The organism is Nostoc sp. ATCC 53789, from assembly GCF_009873495.1.
Taxonomy (GTDB): domain Bacteria; phylum Cyanobacteriota; class Cyanobacteriia; order Cyanobacteriales; family Nostocaceae; genus Nostoc; species Nostoc muscorum_A.
In genome coordinates this window covers 6,051,997-6,071,179 of record NZ_CP046703.1, presented here as the reverse complement: position 1 = coordinate 6,071,179, position 19,183 = coordinate 6,051,997, and the positions used below count along the sequence as shown (strand labels likewise).

Sequence of the window (19,183 nt, the reverse complement as noted above, 5' to 3'; positions counted from 1 at the left end):
ACAAAGTGTATTATTACTCACGCTGATAATATTGTTCCGCTTGCGACATCTTAAACTGTAGTAGCTTCTCGTCTCCCAACTTGTATCGCAACCTCGGCTTAAAAGGCGAAATATTCAAACTACGAATAATTTCACTCGCTACAGCTTTGGCTAGGAGCGGTGGTACAGAGTTACCAACTTGCCGAAATCCGTGCCATTTGGTTACATGAAATCTAAACCAATCGGGGTAAGAATGTAATCTCGCCGCTTCTCTGACTGTAATGCAACGAGGCGTAAATGGATGAATCGGTCTAGGAGATGTGAAAGAACCCCTATACTTATCTGTTCCGGCTCTTAAAGTATTGCAGACACCACCAGGATGTAGCTTATGAAAACGACTAATTTTTTCTCTTTCACCTTGTTCAGTTTCCTGAAAACGTTGAACAGTTTCCGCAGAATGTTTTGTTCTTATACTTGAAGAAAGGATTCGCAAATCATATTCACGTTTATAAGAATAATCATTTTTTAGGCATTTAAGACCGCGAAGTATACGAGCATAGTTACTAGGCTTTTCGTATTCTCCAACAACCCAATCTCTTATTACTAACTCAGGATATTTTTCTATTTCAGGTAAATCTTTAATTGCATCCCAGACTGTAGGACTCAAGGGGATATCAGATATTTTTTTAGAAGTTAAATTATTTGGTAATGCTGGTTTTGTAATCGGCTGAGGATATTTCGGTAATTCTACATCCTCCCTTGCACCTATAAGAAACAATCTCTCACGTGACTGTGGTACTCCGTAATTTGCAGCATTGAGAATTTGGTAATTTTCTTCTACTTTATAACCGTAAATTTTAAACTCACTAATTAATGTTTGAAGGATTTGTTTATGTTCACCAACCGTTATCCCTCGAACATTTTCCATTACAAAGAATTTCGGTTTTAGCTCAAAAACTAGGCGATGAAAGTGAAACACTAAAGAATTTCGCGGATCATCAACAACCCGTTTACCAATTAGAGAAAATCCTTGACATGGTGAGCCACAAATTACCACATCAATTTCGCGATCGCCAATTTTAGACCGACTCCTAATTTCTTCACCGGTTGTATCCACAACACTTTGACATAACACTGAGCAATAAGGAAAGTTAAACTCATGTGTTGCACAGTGGATAGGGTCGATTTCTACAGACGCTAGCACGTCAAAACCAGCTTGTTCAAAGCCAAGAGTCATACCACCTGCGCCAGCGAACAAATCAACTGCGATCGCTCTTTGTTTTCTCATCTCATAAGCCATGACACCTCTAAAAAGATTGGGCATTGGGCATTGGGCATTGGGAAGAGGACTTGGGGACAAGGGGAAAGACTTGTTTCAAGTTCTCACCTCTTGTCCCCTTGTCCCATTGTCCCCTTGTCCTCTTGTCCCCTACTCCCCGCCACCATTTGCAAAATCTCTTGAGCAGCGCGATCGCACACTCCAACTTCTCCTAAACTTTGCCGCATTTCTTCATAATCTAGCAAAGTTTGCTCCCTGCGACTGGGATTGAGTAGTAGTTCCATCGCGGATTGGATAATATTCTCTGCTGTGGCTTGCTCTTGTAAAAATTCTGGCACAATCGGCTTCATCACAACTAAATTTGGTGGCGATGCAAAGGCGATAGAACCTTTGAGGATTTTACGAGCTATCCAAGCAGTCAGGCGACTGAGGCGGTAAACTACAACTTGGGGCACATTTAACAGAGCAAGTTCTAAATTGACAGTACCAGATTTACTAATGGCTAAATCAGCCGCAGCAAAAACTTCCATTTGTTGACCTGATAGAACTGTCGCCCGTAAACCGTAACGCCTAATAGCCTCCTCAATTGGCTGTCTATAGACTTCCAAAGATAGGGGAATCCAGAAATGAACTTCGGGTAATTTAGCTTGAATAGTTTGGGCGGCTTGAAAAATTACTGGTAAAAGATATTTTAATTCTTGGCGGCGAGAGGCGGGGAGAAGTGCGATCGCAATTTGTTCTGGCGCAATCCCCAGTGTTGCACGCGCTGCTTGGCGACTGGGAGCGTCTTGCATTCGGTCAATCAAAGGATGCCCTACCCAAGTAACTTTTGCCCCTTTCTCACGAAAGTAATGGGCTTCTTGTGGGAAGATTGCCAACAGCTTATCTGTAAAACCAACAATTCGGTTAGTTCTACGTAAACTTAATGACCAAGCCCACTCTTGGGGAGCAATATAATACACCACAGGCACATCTGGTAACTGCTGTTTCATATAAGTCCCAATTTCCAGATTGGGAGTCATATAATCGATCAGCACTACTAAATCAGGTGGATTTTGTTTTAGAGAAGCGATCGCCTGACGTTGTACCTGGAGAGTCGGTAAAACATAAGGCAACCCTTCTAGAATACCCATTGAGCCGATACTACTAGTATTGCCCAATAAGATTGCCCCAGCCTCCACCATTTTTTCGCCACCCAGCGCCACAATCTCTAATTTCAACCCAATCGCCATAGCTTGACGCTTCAGCGCTGTAATTAGCAGCGACCCTTGTAAATCGCCAGATACTTCGCCAGTGCTGATAAAAATCCGCATTTGATAATTGGTAATTAGTAAAAACTTAGGAATAAATAGTTAGTAGTGAATATTTAGGAATGCGGAGTTAAAAATTTAATTCATCAATTGATAACTCCTGTAGAGACGCGATTAATCGCGTCTCTCCTAACTCATAATTCACGATTATTCATCACTCGTGCTTTTTTTCCCTTTACCGGGAATCAAGCCACGTCTACCTGGCATCTGAGAAAGTAGCAGGAAGCGACGCAGATGTTGTAATTGTTCGCTATCCCCTAAAAGTTCCAGTTTTTCCAAGGCATCTTTAAAGGACAAATCAGAACGGTAAAGAATGCGGAAGGCTTTTTTCAGCGCAAGCAAATCTGCTGAGTCCATACCAGACCGTTTGAGTCCCACAAGGTTGAGGGTTCGCACTCGCGCCGGATTTCCCTCTACTAGCATATATGGGGCTACATCTCGGTCAATACGTGCCATACCTCCCACCATTGCGTGTCTACCAATACGCACAAATTGATGGACACCTAAAACCCCACTCAGCCTGGCGCGTGATTCAATATGCACATGACCCGCCAACGCTACAGAGTTGGCAATCACTACCTGGTCTTCAATTACGCAGTTATGGGCCACATGGACATAAGCCATCAGCAAGTTACCATCACCAATTACTGTTGCTTCACCAGCACCAGTAGCGCGGTTAATAGTAACGTACTCACGAATTAAGTTGTTATCACCAATTTTGACCCAAGTTGGTTCTCCCACAAACTTGAGATCCTGGGGTTCCATACCGATGGCTGCACCTGTAAAAATCTGATTTTGCGCCCCAATCTCACAAGGCCCCTCTAACACAGCATGAGCGCCGATTATTGTTTCAGGGCCCACTTTGACATGCGCTCCAATCACAGCATAGGCACCGACTTGCACTGTATGGTGGAGTTCCGATTTCGGATGAATTACAGCAGTTGGATGAATTAGCGTTTTCAAGGGTGAATCTCCAGAACTGTCTTGATAAGTCAGCGCCAAATAGGGTTTCTAAGGCAGCGTGTTAATCTGGTTAAGAGATTTATACAAACTACCGCCCCATCAAGGCGACTGGTAGAGCGTGAAGTATTTCAGTGAACGAAAGTGTCGGGCAAAGCAAGTTAAGTGTGTTCGAGTAGCATCTCGTAGAGAGGGCATCGAAAATCAAGAAATTATCAGATGCTGTTGTGGATTTTTTTTTACTGTTATCCTTTTGTAGGATTCAGTAAGGGCATTTCACGGCTATGCCCACACCACGAAAGCAAACTTTTAGTTGACTAGAGAAAACATTAATTCCCCTTCACAAGCAAGTTGACCGTCAACTTCGGCACGACCTTGCATCTTACCGAAACGACGTTGTTTTACCCATAACAGTTCCACTGTCATGACTAGTTGATCCCCCGGTACGACCTGGCGGCGAAAGCGAACTTTATCGATACCAGCGAAGACGAATAGCCCGCCTTCTACCGGAGACATTTGAGTGAGAACAATGCCCCCAACTTGTGCCATTGCTTCGACAATTAGCACCCCTGGCATCAGTGGACGGCCGGGGAAATGTCCTTGGAAATAGTTTTCGTTGATAGTAACATTTTTAACGCCAACAGCTTTTTTACCTGGAACGTAGTCAATTATTTTATCTACAAGTAAAAATGGGTAGCGGTGGGGTAATAATTTTTGAATTTCTTCAGATGTGAAAGTTGTTTTTATTTCAGAGGCGATCGCAGTCTCATTTATACCCTGTAGTTCGGTAGATGTAGATGTAGTTGGATCGATAGTATTCACTTCAGTGAGGATTGACATTGGCCCTATAGTTAATTTTTCATCTGAAAGTCTAGCAGGCAAGCGTAGATCGAAACCTTAATAATCCTGAATTTTAAGCTTTAGAGCAAATTCAAAATCTAAAATCCAAAATCTTCTGAGCCAGTTGAATGTGTAAATTATGGCTGGCTTTGTACGCTAAGAAATGAGCTTGAGGAAAAGCTCCTAATAAACTCAAATCTCCGACTAAATCCAAGATTTTATGACGGACTGGTTCATTTGCAAATCTCAAGGGGGGATTTAGCCACCCTTCTGGCCCGCAAACAAGTGCATTATCCAAACTACCACCTTTAATTAACCCAGTTTTTTGTAAGTGTTCAATTTGATGCAGTAACCCAAAAGTACGGGCAGGAGCAATTTCGGCAGCAAAGCTAGCAGAAGCTTTTTCTAGTTCAGTGGTTAGTGACCAACTATACCATTGATTACCAATGGCGGGCAGGTCAAAATCAATACCGTAACTAAAACGAGTTTCTGGTGCTGGGAGGGCACATACAAAGGCATCCCCTTGATAGACCCATATTGGTTCTGTAACAGTCAACGGAAATTGGTTGTTAACGGGTTGTGATACTAGGCCCACTTGGGAAATATTGGCTGCCCACACACTTGCGGAACCATCCAAAAGCGGGACTTCTGGCCCATCAATTTCAATCCGGGCATTATCCACACCCATACCCGAAAGTGCTGCCAACAAATGTTCTACTGTGCGAACATATACCTCACCCTTCCCCAACTGAGTTGAGAGAACAGTGTGACTAACTGCTGCAACTTGGGCTGGAATAATCGGCAAATCCGGTAAATCCACCCGCACAAAGTAGCGTCCACTTCCCGTTTCTGCTGGTAGTATCCGCACCTGGGTATTCACACCGCTATGCAATCCCACCCCTACTTGGGTGATTTCGGCTGCTAGAGTGTGCTGTTGCATAGCCGAAAAGTCAATATATTTTGTTTAGTATTGTTCATCGTCTGTTTTGGTAAAGTCCCTGATATTCCCCTAAAAAAGTCATTAATCCCTTTATCGGAACAGTATTGAGGTAAATGTCAAAATTAGCAAGCTAATTGTCATTTGTCCTTTGTCCTTTGTCCTTTGTGATTCACTAATGACCAATGACCAATGACAAACTAAAACCTTTCGCCAATACCGAAATTAATCCGACTATCTCCGTCATCGTTGACACCGTAGTCAATACGAATTGGCCCCAGTGGAGACTGGACGCGAACGCCAAGACCATAACCGTAGCCACTACCATTTTTGTTCAATACTTCAGCCGCTCTGGTACTGGTTCCCAAATCGCTGCCGAGATCAAAAAATAGTGCGCCACTGACTACTGAAAAAACTGGGAACCGATATTCAACTGATGCTTGCACGTAAGAGCGTCCACTACCTAATGCTCCTTCTTCGTAACCCCGGACGGAGTTGCTACCCCCAAGAGTAAAGGCTTCGTAGGGGGGCAAGTCACCAAGGATAGTTCCTGCTTGCAGGTTAAATGCTAAGGTTTGCGCCCCCTTGGTAAGGTTAATCAGCTTAATGGGTAAATATTGGCTGTAGCTACCCCGCAATCTGGTGAGAAGAATGTTTCCTAGTCCGATAGGAACCGACTGATCTACCCCGAAGCGAAGATAAGAACCGCTAGTGGGTTGCAATGGGTTATTACGGAGATCGCGCTGTGCCCCCAGTTGCAGCAGTAGTAAATCGTCTTCACCTCCCGGAGACAAGGTAAGTGGAATTTCTAGTGGTTGACCAGTGGCGGTGGGGTTTCCATTCTCGTCCAGAGGAACTCCATTATCATTGAATACCGCTCCTGTTTTTCTGAGATTGCCATCGGCATCACGGGCGGAAACTCGTTGATACTGTAAACCTGCTGAGGCAGTCCAAACGGAAGTTTTGTAAGGATTGCTGGAAAGAGGACGGGTAAAGGTGACACCGCCACCTAGACGGAGAATGCGGGGGCGATCCTGAGAATCTGTATTACTGGGATTATTTGGGTCAAAAGTCCTAATATCTTCATCTTTGCCATCAAAAATCAATGAAATGGAACTGCGGCGAAAAAGATTGGTTGTGTAGGAAGTCCGGTAAGGATCTCCCGCAATCCAAGGGTCTGTATATCGCACGTCAAATAACAGTTCCCGTTCTCCCACCTGCACTTCTGCGCCCAGTTTTTGGTTTCTACCGTTCAGGTTTTGCTGTTGATAGCTAACTGTTCCAAAAAGTCCGCTAGCAGAACTAATCCCTGCCCCAGCCGCAATAGAACCACTACTGCGCTCCGCTACATTCACGACTACATCCACCTTGCTGGGGTCAGTACCAGGGTCTAAGGAGACATTCACATCTTCAAAAAGCCCTAGTCCATACACGCGCTGTAGGTCTTTTTGCACCGTGTTGCGGTTGAATGTTTGCCCTGGCTTCAACTCCAATTCTCGGGTAATGATGTAATCTTGTGTCCGTCCGCGAATTGGTTGTCCCTTCTCGTCTGTCTCTTGACCATCTTTATTGCGGAACCGGACTCTAATATTCTCTACTACACCTTCTGCTACTTGTAAGGTAACAACTCCGTTTTCAGAGACTTGGGGCGCTCCAATGACGTTGGCTAGCACATAACCTTGGTCTTGATACCGCTTGTTTAACTGCTTGATGCCTTCTTGCAAGTCACGCAAGTTGAGGATTTTGCCATACTGCTCCTTAAATACTTCATCCACAGTAGTAGGTGGGAGTACAGAGGGAACACCAGTGCCAGGATTGGCTTGCACTTCTACTTTGCTCAGGACGGGGTTAGGCTGTACAACAAAGCTCACCCGCACTCCCAAGGGGGTATCTTCTGGCGATGCTTGGACGTTGGAGAAGAAGCCAGTACCAAAGATGGCGTTAATATCTTCTTGCAGTTGGCTGCGAGTTGTTGTTCGTCCTGGTTGGGTACGAATTACTCTGTAAACTTGTTCTTCCAGTTCTGGTGATAGTTGCCCAGACTGGGATCTAATGAGTACTTCCGACACCAGTACGCGGGGGTCATTGGCTTCCGGGACTGTGTTGGGTTGAGTACTTTCTGGAGTTGTCGGCGGGTTAACATTCTGCGGACTGGGTGTAGCACCTGGTCTTGGAGCAGGTGTTCGTTGTTGACCATCTGGAAATGGAACGTCTGGAGCGGTAGATGGTTCTGGAGTTGTAGGTAATAAAGGTTCTGTTGTCGGTGGATTAACGTTCTCTGGGACTGGAGTCGTCTCAGGAGTTGGGGAAGGCGTTGGTTGTTGAATTTCTGGCGGTGGGATGTCTGGGGCTGGAGAGGGCTGTTGAGTTGGGCTGGGATTGATTTGAGGGGTTTGTTGTGCAGTTTTTGGCGTTGTGGAGGTTGGCACTATTACCCCTGGTGTCGGATTAGCAGGGTAAACTGCGACAATCCGAGATTTCTGTGCCTCTATAATCCCTGTGAGATTAGATCGAGATTTGAGATTTTTACTAGAGTCAAGCTGACTAGTGTCCTTTTCTGGCTGCTGATTTGTTTCTAGTGTCAAAACTTCTGTTGTCTGTTTTGAAGTTTTGGCAGTTTCTGCTTTTGCACTCAATGAGCCGCCCAAAGGGACTGTAATTGCTATTGCTGCCAGCAATACGGGAGATAAACGCATTTTACTTATGATTCCTCTTCACGACCACACACACACGATCACAAGGCAATAATGCCCTCATGCCAAAGGTAAAATTCAAAATATAATTTTTTTCTTTTGCTTTTTTACTTTACAAGGCAAAAGGCAAAAGGCAAAAGTTAAATATAATTCCTTCTGACCTTTTGGTTTTTACCTGTTTAAGTTGTAGTTTCTACTGCTTTTAGCACTCTTTGTAAAACCTCCTGGTAAGCATCCTCTACATTTCCTAAGTCTCGGCGAAAGCGGTCTTTGTCCATTACCCGGCGATTTGAGTCCTCTTCTGTGGTATCCCACAAACGGCAGGTGTCAGGGCTAATTTCGTCTGCCAAGAGCAACTGCTGTTGTGAGTCCAAACCAAACTCTAGCTTGAAGTCTACTAGGGTAATGCCGCATTGCTGCCAAAATTTATTGAGAAATTCATTGATTTGCAATGCTAGATGTGTAATTGCATCTACTTGTTCCGCAGTAGCTAGTTCTAGCAGGTAAAGGCGATCGCGTGTGAGCAAAGGATCTCCTAAGTGATCGTTTTTGTAATAAAACTCAACCAAAGGCTGTTTCAGAATTGTACCCACTGGCAAGCCTGTTTGTTGACACAGACTGCCAGCTGCAATATTTCTGATAACTACTTCTAAGGGTAAAATTTTTACTGCCTTCACCAGCATCTGATTCGGGGTAGGGCTGTCGATAAAGTGAGTCTTTATACCATAAGCCTCTAACTGTTTAAAAAGCTGGCTGGAAATGCTACAATTTATTTTTCCCTTTCCTTGGATACTGCCACGTTTTTGGGCGTTAAACGCCGTGGCATCGTCCTTAAAATCAGCCAACAAGACTTCCGGATCGTCCGTTGTATAGAGAATTTTTGCTTTGCCTTCGTATAACTTGGAATTCACAGACATGGTGGCAGTTAAAGTTCTAGGCGATGGACGATTTTTGTCCTTTCGGGCTTAACCATTTTATCTTTAGTTATTAACTATTAGCCATCGGTGATTTTTGAAGAGGATGTAAGGATGCGGAGAATTGAGCAGAAAAGTATGAGGTAAACAAGGGAGAATTTTGCCCTCAGCAAGAGCAGCACTCCGCCCCTCTGTATCTTTTCAATACTCAATGCCCTCATTAGCCAGTTGCTAAATATTAACAATTGAATCTCTAACTTTTAACAGAGGACAAGTGACTCTGGTTCTAGTATCCTCTTGTCAGTAGTATTACTGTTTAAAAAGTAACTATTCTTGCAAAACTGCTTTAGTGAGATATACTTATATGTTTTAATAGTTTTTAATTCAGGGTTTGGACTGAAGTTAATTACAATTTGAACTTCATAAATTAAGATGAGATCAATTGATGACCGGGAGGAAAATCAAATATTCTCTCTAGTTACTTTAGCAGCAGTTACTTTAACAGACATTTTTTCTGTAACATTTACAACAAAAGCATTTCAAGCTTTATCCTCTAGTCTCATAATCTGAATCAACTAATTCCTGCATAACCAATTGGAAAAAGAGTTGGATGGTTTGCTTTTCCCCAGTCTGAAGAAAGTAATAAAGATTAAGGTAGCTAGTGATTTCGCTTCAGACATTCAAATAGAAGGTGAATTAATAAATGGAGAACAAAATAGTGAATAAGGATGATTTTCTCTACCCTCGTGGTCGCTACTACGGTCAGGTAAAGCCAGAAAACCTGGTTTTTAATGCGAATCTACAGGAATTTGCCCAACGCGTAAGCTACATTTGCAACTTAGAAACAGGTGGAAAGCTGCCTCCAGGTGAAGCTTACAAACAAATAAGGGATCTATGGAAACAGTTGAAACACTCAAAGAAAGAACTGCGAATTGGTGAAGACCCCTTTCAGGATGACCAGGGTGAGGTTGAAGGTTGAGGAGGCGGAGAGCAAGGGGGCAAGGGGACAAGGGGACAAGGGGACAAGGGGACAAGGGGACAAGGGGACAAGGGGACAGGGAGCAGGGGGAGAAGAATTAATAACCCATGCACCATGCCCAATGCCCAATTCCCAATGCCCCATAACTATTTAGTAAGCATTGTCCAAATACCATCCCATGACTCTGGGGGCGGATTTTGTAAATAATTACGCGCACGTTCTAGGTGGATATCAACACCTTGGTCTTTGGGTTGGATGTATTTGGCGGCTTTAAAACAAGCGATCGCTTGTGAGAAGTCGCGCGATAAATAAGCAGCGCGTCCAGTATGATAATGATACAAAAACTCTTGGGTGTTGGCATCTAGAGGGGTGTTGCGATCGCCAATTAACTCGTAGATATTAACTGCTTGGTGTTTCCCTTTGACTCGGATTTTATCTAACTGGCGCACCCAAATGCGATCGCTGCACATCTGGTAAGTAAATTCGCTTAAAATAATATCACACCCGTATTCTTTAGTTACCGCTTCCAAGCGCGAACTCAAATTTACGCTGTCTCCAATTACGGTGTAATCCATCCGTTTACGGGAACCAATATTACCCGAAACCACTTCTCCAGAACTAATGCCAATGCCAATACGAATTTGTGGCTGCGCCTGGATAATTCGTCGCTGGTTAAATTCCTCTAAGCGTTGTCGCATATCTAACGCTGACTGCACAGCCCTCCAAGCATGATTTTCTGTCAGAGGTAGCGGCGCACCAAATACCGCCATTAACGCATCACCAATAAATTTATCGAGCGTGCCTTCGTAGTTAAAAACCGCCTCCACCATCGTTTCAAAATACTGATTGAGCAAGGATAATACTTCAGCTGCACCGATATTTTCTGTAAGTGTTGTGTAGCCTCGGATATCAGAAAACAAGATGGTTACGTCCTTACGCTCACCCACCATTAAAGCATCTTCTCCCAGAGCCATGACTTGTTCGGCTACATGAGGCGTTAGGTAGCGAGACATGGTAGTTTTCATCCGTTTTTCCTGGCTGATGTCTTCCAACACCACCAAACCACCCCGAACGCCGCCTTCTGGGTTAGTTAGGGGATTGACAGTGAGATTTGTACTGCGTTCTAATGTTTGCACCTCATCAGGGCTAAAAAACTCAGATTCGGGTGTGAGGGGGAGATTCCAGGGAATGAATACATTGGGGTTAGTGCGATCGCACAATGCTAAAATTGAGTACTGAGCGCTAAACGTCCCGCTACCGCTAACAGCATTCTTAACTAGAGAAATTCCCACCATCAAAGTTTGCTCTGGCACATAATGTTTAGCTCCAGTTTTTAAACTATCTTCGAGTCGCATTTGGAGATTTTCAATCGGCACAACTTCCCAAACTAAGCGACCAATCAAATTTTGTTCCCACAAAAGCTTGTTAATTTTGGTATTGGTGTTTTTTACGGGACAACCCAATAACTCCAGAGCTGCATCATTAATTGTGACAATTCGACCTGCCATATCTGTAGAAATCACTGCATCTGACAGACTTTGCAAAATGTCTTTTTGATACTGTTTTTCTAACAATACATTTTCAAACAGACGAGCATTTTCTAAGGCAATTCCCGCCTGAATATTAAAAGCCCGCATAAACTCTTCATCAGAAGCAGTAAAACTGTTTTGTTGCTTATTAATTAATTGGGTTACGCCAATTAATTCATTTGCAGAATTAAATACTGGTAAACATAGAATATTGCGAGTCACATAACCAGTTTTTCTATCTGTACTTGGGTCAAAGCGGGGGTCTTTGTAGGCATCGGAAATATTTAAGGCTTGACCAGTAGAAGCCACATAGCCAGCAATGCCTCGGTTAGCGGGAATACGAATTTCTAGCAAGTTTGTGCCATCTGCCGCCGCCGCAACTTTTGTCCAGAGTTCGCTCATCTCTTTACGATATAAAAACAGCGTGCTGCGGTCTGCTTGCATTAAAATTCGAGCTTGTTCCATGACTATTTGCAAAGTTGCTTCTAAATCCAGACTTTGCCCCAATGTCTGAGTTGCGCGTAACAAAGCCGTTGCGCCTCGTTGATTCCGAGCGGCTACATAAAAAGATTGGCAGCTTTCCAGAATGATACCAATAGAAGCGGCAAAGTCTCGAAAACGTTCTTCATCATCATGAGTAAATGGAACATTCCCGGTTTTATTAGCCAGTTGAACTACCGCAACAATCTGGTTTTTGCTGCTGATAACAGGCATACATAAAATATTATGGATTTTGTAGCCCATTTGTTTTTCGAGTTCTGGGCTAAATAAAGGATGAGTATAAGTTTCAGATATATTTAAATATTGACCTGTACTGGCAACATGACCGGGGATACCCACAGTCATAGGAGTACGAATTTCTAAGAATTTTTGGGTATTATCTTGAGGAACTTTTGACCAGAGTTGACCTTTGTCATGGTCAACTAAAAAAATGGCTGTGTGTTCCGCTTGCAGAATTTGACCTATTTTAAGTGTGATAGCTTCTAGTACCTTCTCTAACATTGTTTCTAGAGCTTCATTATTGATTAGTTCAATAGCTCTAAGAAATTGCTGGAACTCCGCAGTTATGAAGTCGAGTAGGCAAACAAATTCATTAACAGATAAATCTTTTACGCGACGCAATAAGGCGTGAGTCCGATTAACTTGAGTCAGTTCAGTTAATGTAGCCAAGACGCTGCCAGGGTTGGGGAGTGTCACGTCGCTTCGCTCCGAATTAAAAATTCAAAATTCAAAATTAATAATCCCCATAAAGAAATGGGCTTGTATTATGAGTCTGTTTCGGTCATGGGAATTTTAGATTTTAGATTTTGGGCATAGGGCATGGTTATTAATTCTTCTTTCCCTGCCTCCCCTGCTCCCTCATCTCCCCACTCCCTACCTCTTATTTTGCCAACTGCTCAGAAAATATTATCTTCTGGTAGTAATCTTGTAGCTGATTGGTTGCAGCTGCCCAACCCCAACTTTCTGCTTCCTGGCGAGCATTTTGACGGATGATGTCTCGTTGTTCTTTTTGTTCTAAGAGACGAACAGTAGCAGCGATCGCTCCTTTAACATCTTCTGTTGGCTCAAAAAGATATCCATTTACCCCATCTGTCACAATATCAGGAATTCCCCCGGAACGGGCTGCTACCACGGGACAGCCAGCAGCCATCGCTTCTAGTAGTACTAAGCCTAGTGTTTCTGTACGGGAAGGGAAGATAAAGGCATCAGCACTCGCAAAGGCAGAACCTAATTCTTGTCCCATAAGATATCCAACAAAATAAGTATTTGTGCCAGCAAAGTGTTTTTCCAGTGCTTGACGGTGTGGACCATCTCCAACCAATGCTAACCGCGCTTCGGGAATTGCTTCTAAAATTGGTTTGATGCGCTCAATTTCTTTTTCAGCAGAAAGCCGCCCAACGTAAAGTAGCAATGGACTTTCTGGATGATTTTGGGATAAACGCGATCGCATCTCTACATTAGCTAAATCGGGGTGAAATAATTCCGTATCCACCCCACGCTGCCATAAATCTACACGTTCAATCCCATGTCCTGTCAGTTCCTCCACCATTGCTGTGGAGGTACACAGATTCAAAGCTGCTTGATTATGAGCGCCTTTGAGCAGTTCCCAAAGAAAACCTTCTAGCATCCCCAAGCCGTAATGTTGAAGATATTGAGGTAAATGGGTATGGTAAGAGGCTATTAAGGGTATTTTGAGGATTTTGCTGTAGAATATGCCAGCTAAACCCAAAACGGCTGGATTTACAACATGAATCACATCTGGCTGAAACTCTTCTAAAGCGTACCCAATGGCTGGGCGGGGAAGTGCCATTTTCAATTCTGGATACAATGGCAGAGGAAAGCCAGTAATACCGTAAACTTTAGCGCCTTTGTGTTCAGTGATGCCTCCATCAGGGGCAATCACCAGCACTTGATTACCACTACGCTGTAGATGGTCAACAGTATGGCGCAAGCGTGTTACAATGCCGTCAACCTTGGGTAAAAAGGTTTCAGTAAATAGGGCAATTCTCATAAAAAACTATTCAGTACAGGCAGATAATCTCAGCTTCAGAGTGCATTTTGCGATTAAACACAGAATAAACTGTCTCGTGTGCTGCAATCAATTTTGCACAGTCATAATAACTGTGCTAAACGGAAAATTTAGTAAGCTATAAAGAATCTAATTCGCATAATCGAATTAAACATAACTCTTGTGGCGTGGGCAACATAAGCGCCCAGTTTATGCAATTTAAATATATAACAGCTTAATAGCTGGATGATGCGCCTGATAAATAATAATTGATTGGTCGCCATATTGTGCTAAGACATGACGACCAATTTTAGACCCACGATTTACTGGGGTTTACCTAATTTCTGTGCCAAGAGACTTTGGGCATAATTTGCTTGTGATCGACTCGTTTCTGATACTTAATAGCAAAGTTTAACAGAGAATCGAGTAGAGAATCAGAGAGCAAGTGAGGCTGTAAACCTAAATCAAGCAATTTAGTGTTTTTAGCGTTGAAGTAATGTTCTTCTTTCTCAACTCTGGGGTTATCTAAGTGATTGATTTCTACCTTCAACCCCATAGCGTTACCAGCATTTTTCACCATCAATGCCAAGTCACCGACGCTAAATTGTTCGGTAAATTGGTTAAATACGCGGAATTCACCAGGTTGTGCGGGGTTAGCGATCGCTAATTCCACACATCGTACTGTATCCCGAATATCCAAAAACCCACGAGTTTGTCCACCTTTACCGTAGACAGTTAAGGGATGTCCAATTGCTGCTTGAATACAAAAGCGGTTTAGTGCTGTACCAAACACACCATCGTAATCTAGGCGATTAATCAATAGTTCGTCCATCCCCGTTTCTTCGGTTAAGACACCATAAACTACACCCTGATTTAAATCAGTTGCTCGCAATCCCCATATCCGGCAAGCAAAGTGGATGTTATGACTATCATGAACTTTGCTTAAATGGTACATCGAACCAGGCTGCTTGGGATAAGGTAGGGTATCCTTGCGTCCATTGTGTTCAATGGTGATATACCCTTCTTCGATGTCGATGTTGGGTGTACCGTATTCACCCATCGTTCCCAGCTTCACCAAATGACAGTCCGGGAAATCTTCCCGCATGGCGTACAACAAGTTCAACGTACCAACTACATTATTGACTTGGGTGAGAACTGCGTGTTCTCGGTCAATCATGGAAAATGGGGCCGAACGCTGTTCACCAAAATGCACTAGGGCATTTGGCTGAAATTGATGTAAGGTTTTGCTGAGAAATTCGTAATTTGTAATATCGCCGATGAACAAGTCGATCGATTTACCCGTCAAATCTTGCCAGCGCTGGAGACGTTGTTGAGTTAGTGCGATCGGAGTGAGAGTTTCGACACCTAGTTCATTATCCCAGTGCCGCCGCACCAAACTATCTAAAATTCCAACTTCATAACCTCGATTGGAAAGGTAAAGAGCAGTTGCCCAACCGCAATATCCATCACCACCAATAACCAGGACTTTCATCTTCACCAGTTTTTACTCGCTGATAGCTAAATCTACCAGGTTTCTGTACCCTCTCAATCATCATTCTGGGAGAGATGTAGATTTAGGGAACTGTAGAGATGTTGTAACATAACGTCTCTACACCAAATTATCGATACAAATCCACGTCAATTTCTTTGATCAAGTCACGCAACCCCGTTTTCGTGGGATTTTATCCTAGCGATCGCATTACCTCCCCCACTTCGTCGGTTGAGATTGCTCCGTTGCCGTCTACATCTAATACCTTAAAGGTACCTTAAAGGCTTGCCACAGCTTTTAAGGTACCTTGCTCATCAATCATGGTTTGATTCCAATTTTATATTTGTCACTAATAAGTTTATGGGTAAAGTGTTAGTGCTGAGATAAATTACACCTACCTTAGAACTATTTATTACAAATTGAGTTACATTTCCGAACTTGCGCTTTCAATTTAATGTAAGGCGAATTTTTTGCTACCTTTGAGAAACGCTCTACTTTCAAGATAACTAGCTTTTCTCCTTTTTTCAGTTTAACGATTTTTTTTCCAGACAAAGATTTTTCCTTCATTAGATTAACTTCATATTTAACAGTTACAATTGTTCCTGGTGATGGAATGATAGGAGGCTCAATACGAGGAAATTGTTTAGGATCTGATGGTTGAAGAACTAGTTTTTTTCCAACAAATAAACTACCTGAGGTCTTATTAACCATACCTATCCATATCCAGCCAGTAGTATTTACTGATTTTGTTGAGTTTACAATTGGTTTAGGTGCTAATAAAGGAATCTCTAATGTATTAAGCTTTTGATAAATGAAGCTTATAAATGTACCACCTAATACAAAGAAAATAACTAGTCTCACAGGGATTGTGCTGACTCTATTTCGGCGACGAGACCTAGATGATCTAAACAAATAAGAAAAACTCACTGTTCCCACATATATAAAAACGCTTACAGCAGCGTTTCCAACAAGTATCACAATTACCTGGAGCCAACGCAGAACTTTTTTAATGAAGTAAGTGGAATCAGTAAGTTCCTCAGCTACTTCTCTAATACCTATGGCAACATTTTTAAAAGCTGTATCCTGGGGATTTCGTTTGATTATAGGTATTCCATCTTGGGGCAAAACTTTGATGTTGGGGAATGCGACCTTCCAATAATCATCAACTGGACGGAGCAGAATAGCAACAACGCGAGATGTTCCAGCCTTATGCTGTTCCATAGCTTGCTTCGCCAAAACGTCCCAATGATAATCAGAAGCAGTAAATTCTGAACTAATTAACACCAAAATTATATCTGATGTCTTTAAATGTTTATCAATTTCACTTTCCCATTCCTTGCCTGGGCTGATCATGCTCCTGTGCCAACTAGTAATCACACCTTCACGCCTCAAAATGCTAAGGTGTTCCTCTAGTTTTTGCCGCATTTGTTCATCTTTAACAGATTTTGAACAGCAATAAAAAACTTTGACAAGCTTACTAGCCGACATTGACATCAACACCTATTAATATGAATGAATTATTACTTTTATTTCATAGCATTTTTGCTTAATTCTTTCATCCGTTATTCAGTCATAATTATGAAGTTTACGCAGTTAATTGCTACGAATTTTCAATCAAGTCTTTTATTGCTATTCGGATACCTTGAGCAACACTTAAAAAAGCATCATTATGATTTCGCCATTTTTTAACAGGTTTAGCATCTTTGGGCAGGGCTTGAATCCTTCCAAACGGTGCGCTCTCCCAATCAACAGAGTCAAGAATTATAGGGATAACTGTAGCTTCTTTGGCTTCATGCCTTTCCATTGCCCGTTTTACTTCAACATCCCAGCAATAATCTGAAGCTATAAAATTTGCACTTATAAGCAGCAAAATTATCTGAGATGAATCTAAGTGAGTGTCTATCTCACTATGCCATTCTTTTCCTGCTCCAATTTTGCGATCATGCCATCCTGTAATCACTCCTTGCCGCCTTAAAAGAGTGAGGTGATTTTCTAGCTTGTCGCGCAGTTTTTCATCTTCATGAGCATAAGAATAAAACACTTCAATAGCTTGATGAGGTTGCACAGGCATAAGTTTGTTTATGACTTGATTTTTTTAAATAAGTTTTAAATCTTTATTAAAGTTGTTGACTTAATCTTGCAGTTTTTAGTTGAAGACAGAAGGAATCACAAGATGATTTTAATTTACAGAATAGTAATTTATAATACTCTACCATAAAGCAATACTAGAGTAATAGCACTGCTTTCAACTAGTCAAACTCTTTACAGATACTATCTTCTCAGCTTCATTTACTGTAATTTGCGCCAGTCCAAACTGTTCAATCACTGCGGCATTCGTAGTCAAATGTCTACTTACCTCAGCTACCCGGTACTGACTTTCTTGTGACGCTAAAGTAGCCGGCAATAATAACTGATCTGCTAAATGTTCATCCACTGCTGCACCAGTATGATGAAATTCAAGCAGTTGCTGACAAGCAATCTCTGCAACTGTCTCTGCCGACAACCGCAAACGCCCGAATCCACCAAAGCCAGTCAAGCTGTTTTGATACTCAGCAGTTAAAAAAATACCTGCTCCAGGTGCCACACCTTTTTCTCGTAAAGTCTGTACACGAACTTTCAAATGCGCTTCCCGTAACAAATTCTCCGCACGATTCGCCATCCGTTGCGGAATATGAGAAGGTAGTTCCGTTACTGCTGCTATTCCTCGCACCTGTTGTAACTCTCCCCTTTCCAGCAAGTTGATCCCGCCGAGTTGAGTACCACCAATTACCTGTAACTCTATTTCTCCCCCACCTTGAGGAAACCACCCCCAAGCGCCTAACTTAACTTGGGCTTCTACTCCCATACGTTGCAGTATTGGCAGATAAACTTGCTCAATGTAGGTTACAGTCGGGCTAAAGTTTACATGAGTTCCACCCTTTAGCGTTACCTGAGAATTACCCGTTGCTAGTGCTAAAGGTAAGAGAATTGTCTGTAAAACAAGAGCGATCGCACCCGCAGAACCACCTTCTTGTGCTTTACTCACATCAAAGGTGTAAATTCCAGCTTGCACAGCACTACCTGGAATGAATTCCAGCAACATTGAACCCAAAGCATCACCCCGTAGTTGGGCATTACAAATTCTACCCGCAGCCCGAACGGCTGTTAAGTGTTGTGCTGCTAATCCTGGCTTTTTGCGTCCAGCGCGAATGCCTGCAATCCGTATGGGTTCACCAGTAATGGCGGCTAGACTTAAGGAAGTGCGAAGAACTTGTCCGCCTCCCTCTCCGTAGGAACCGTCAATTTCAATCATGGGCGATTTGGAGATGTTGAATTTTGGGTTATCCGAAAAGTAAACGAGTCCACATTAACGGTATCTTCTCAGAAGAAAAAATACTTAAAGTATGACAGCGTTACGAGAACTATGAATCAATCGTACCCAAGTAATTTGACTTATCAACAGTAGAAACTGCGATCAGGACTATATTCGGGCAGTGAAGGCGGTAGAAAAGGCATCATCGCTATAAATAATAAGCAAGTTTAGTTAATATTTTGGCGATTTAGAAAAACCCTCTTCCCTCATGTGCGATCGCAACAACAAAGATTTACCCTATTTACTAGATAATCGTTCTTTGGTGTAAGCGTAGCCTGCCGAATATTTAGACAAACTTCATCATATCCTCGCACAAAGCACTTTTCATTCCCATATCACTGCAAATTAACAGGACTTCACCATTCCATCTCCATAGTTTTTTTGAATTTGTTGTAAAAAAACTTACTATGTTC

Annotated in this window: 15 protein-coding genes; 1 reads left to right on the top strand and 14 read right to left on the bottom strand. The window is 42.6% G+C overall.

The window, feature by feature from the left end:
• Positions 1–13: 13 nt before the first annotated feature.
• The 7 genes from GJB62_RS25140 to purC all read right to left on the bottom strand — a co-directional run bounded on the left by GJB62_RS25140 (position 14) and on the right by purC (position 8,915).
• Positions 14–1,279, bottom strand: a complete 1,266-nt coding sequence (locus GJB62_RS25140) for a DNA cytosine methyltransferase (protein WP_114083864.1) — start codon at positions 1,277–1,279, stop codon at positions 14–16.
• An 83-nt stretch (positions 1,280–1,362) separates the two neighbouring features.
• On the bottom strand, positions 1,363–2,571 hold the full coding sequence (gene lpxB, locus GJB62_RS25135; protein WP_114083865.1) for a lipid-A-disaccharide synthase: 1,209 nt from the start codon (positions 2,569–2,571) through the stop codon (positions 1,363–1,365).
• Between the two features lie 144 nt (positions 2,572–2,715).
• Complete coding sequence (gene lpxA, locus GJB62_RS25130; protein WP_114083880.1) at positions 2,716–3,531, bottom strand: acyl-ACP--UDP-N-acetylglucosamine O-acyltransferase; 816 nt, start codon at positions 3,529–3,531, stop codon at positions 2,716–2,718.
• A 306-nt stretch (positions 3,532–3,837) separates the two neighbouring features.
• Positions 3,838–4,368 carry a 3-hydroxyacyl-ACP dehydratase FabZ gene (gene fabZ, locus GJB62_RS25125; RefSeq protein WP_114083866.1) on the bottom strand — a complete coding sequence of 177 codons (531 nt, stop codon included), beginning with the start codon at positions 4,366–4,368 and terminating at the stop codon, positions 3,838–3,840.
• Between the two features lie 91 nt (positions 4,369–4,459).
• A complete protein-coding gene (gene lpxC / locus GJB62_RS25120; protein ID WP_114083867.1) occupies positions 4,460–5,308 on the bottom strand; it encodes a UDP-3-O-acyl-N-acetylglucosamine deacetylase in 849 nt (282 codons plus the stop codon).
• A 197-nt stretch (positions 5,309–5,505) separates the two neighbouring features.
• The gene (locus GJB62_RS25115; protein ID WP_114083868.1) at positions 5,506–8,001 is read right to left on the bottom strand and encodes a BamA/TamA family outer membrane protein; all 2,496 of its coding nucleotides are present in this window, start codon (positions 7,999–8,001) and stop codon (positions 5,506–5,508) included.
• 176 nt (positions 8,002–8,177) lie between these two features.
• Complete coding sequence (gene purC, locus GJB62_RS25110; RefSeq protein WP_114083869.1) at positions 8,178–8,915, bottom strand: phosphoribosylaminoimidazolesuccinocarboxamide synthase; 738 nt, start codon at positions 8,913–8,915, stop codon at positions 8,178–8,180.
• 700 nt (positions 8,916–9,615) lie between these two features.
• Between purC and GJB62_RS25105 the strand changes: the two genes are divergently transcribed.
• On the top strand, positions 9,616–9,891 hold the full coding sequence (locus tag GJB62_RS25105) for a hypothetical protein (RefSeq protein WP_114083870.1): 276 nt from the start codon (positions 9,616–9,618) through the stop codon (positions 9,889–9,891).
• A 146-nt stretch (positions 9,892–10,037) separates the two neighbouring features.
• On the opposite strand, the gene GJB62_RS25100 is transcribed toward GJB62_RS25105, so the two are convergent.
• From GJB62_RS25100 to rtcA, 7 genes are all read right to left on the bottom strand, one after another.
• Positions 10,038–12,617, bottom strand: a complete 2,580-nt coding sequence (locus GJB62_RS25100; protein WP_114083871.1) for a GAF domain-containing protein — start codon at positions 12,615–12,617, stop codon at positions 10,038–10,040.
• Between the two features lie 184 nt (positions 12,618–12,801).
• Entirely contained in the window at positions 12,802–13,932 is a 1,131-nt protein-coding gene (locus GJB62_RS25095; protein WP_114083872.1) for a glycosyltransferase family 1 protein, read from the bottom strand.
• A 334-nt stretch (positions 13,933–14,266) separates the two neighbouring features.
• Positions 14,267–15,421, bottom strand: coding sequence for an NAD-dependent epimerase/dehydratase family protein (locus GJB62_RS25090; protein WP_114083873.1), 1,155 nt, complete (start codon positions 15,419–15,421; stop codon positions 14,267–14,269).
• A 190-nt stretch (positions 15,422–15,611) separates the two neighbouring features.
• Positions 15,612–15,656 carry a hypothetical protein gene (locus GJB62_RS37620; protein WP_245246197.1) on the bottom strand — a complete coding sequence of 15 codons (45 nt, stop codon included), beginning with the start codon at positions 15,654–15,656 and terminating at the stop codon, positions 15,612–15,614.
• A 167-nt stretch (positions 15,657–15,823) separates the two neighbouring features.
• Entirely contained in the window at positions 15,824–16,843 is a 1,020-nt protein-coding gene (locus tag GJB62_RS25080; protein WP_245245999.1) for a toll/interleukin-1 receptor domain-containing protein, read from the bottom strand.
• 175 nt (positions 16,844–17,018) lie between these two features.
• On the bottom strand, positions 17,019–17,489 hold the full coding sequence (locus GJB62_RS25075; protein WP_114083875.1) for a toll/interleukin-1 receptor domain-containing protein: 471 nt from the start codon (positions 17,487–17,489) through the stop codon (positions 17,019–17,021).
• Between the two features lie 174 nt (positions 17,490–17,663).
• Positions 17,664–18,710 (bottom strand): RNA 3'-terminal phosphate cyclase, encoded by a 1,047-nt coding sequence (rtcA, locus tag GJB62_RS25070; protein WP_114083876.1) that lies wholly within the window; start codon positions 18,708–18,710, stop codon positions 17,664–17,666.
• Between the last annotated feature and the right edge of the window lie 473 nt (positions 18,711–19,183).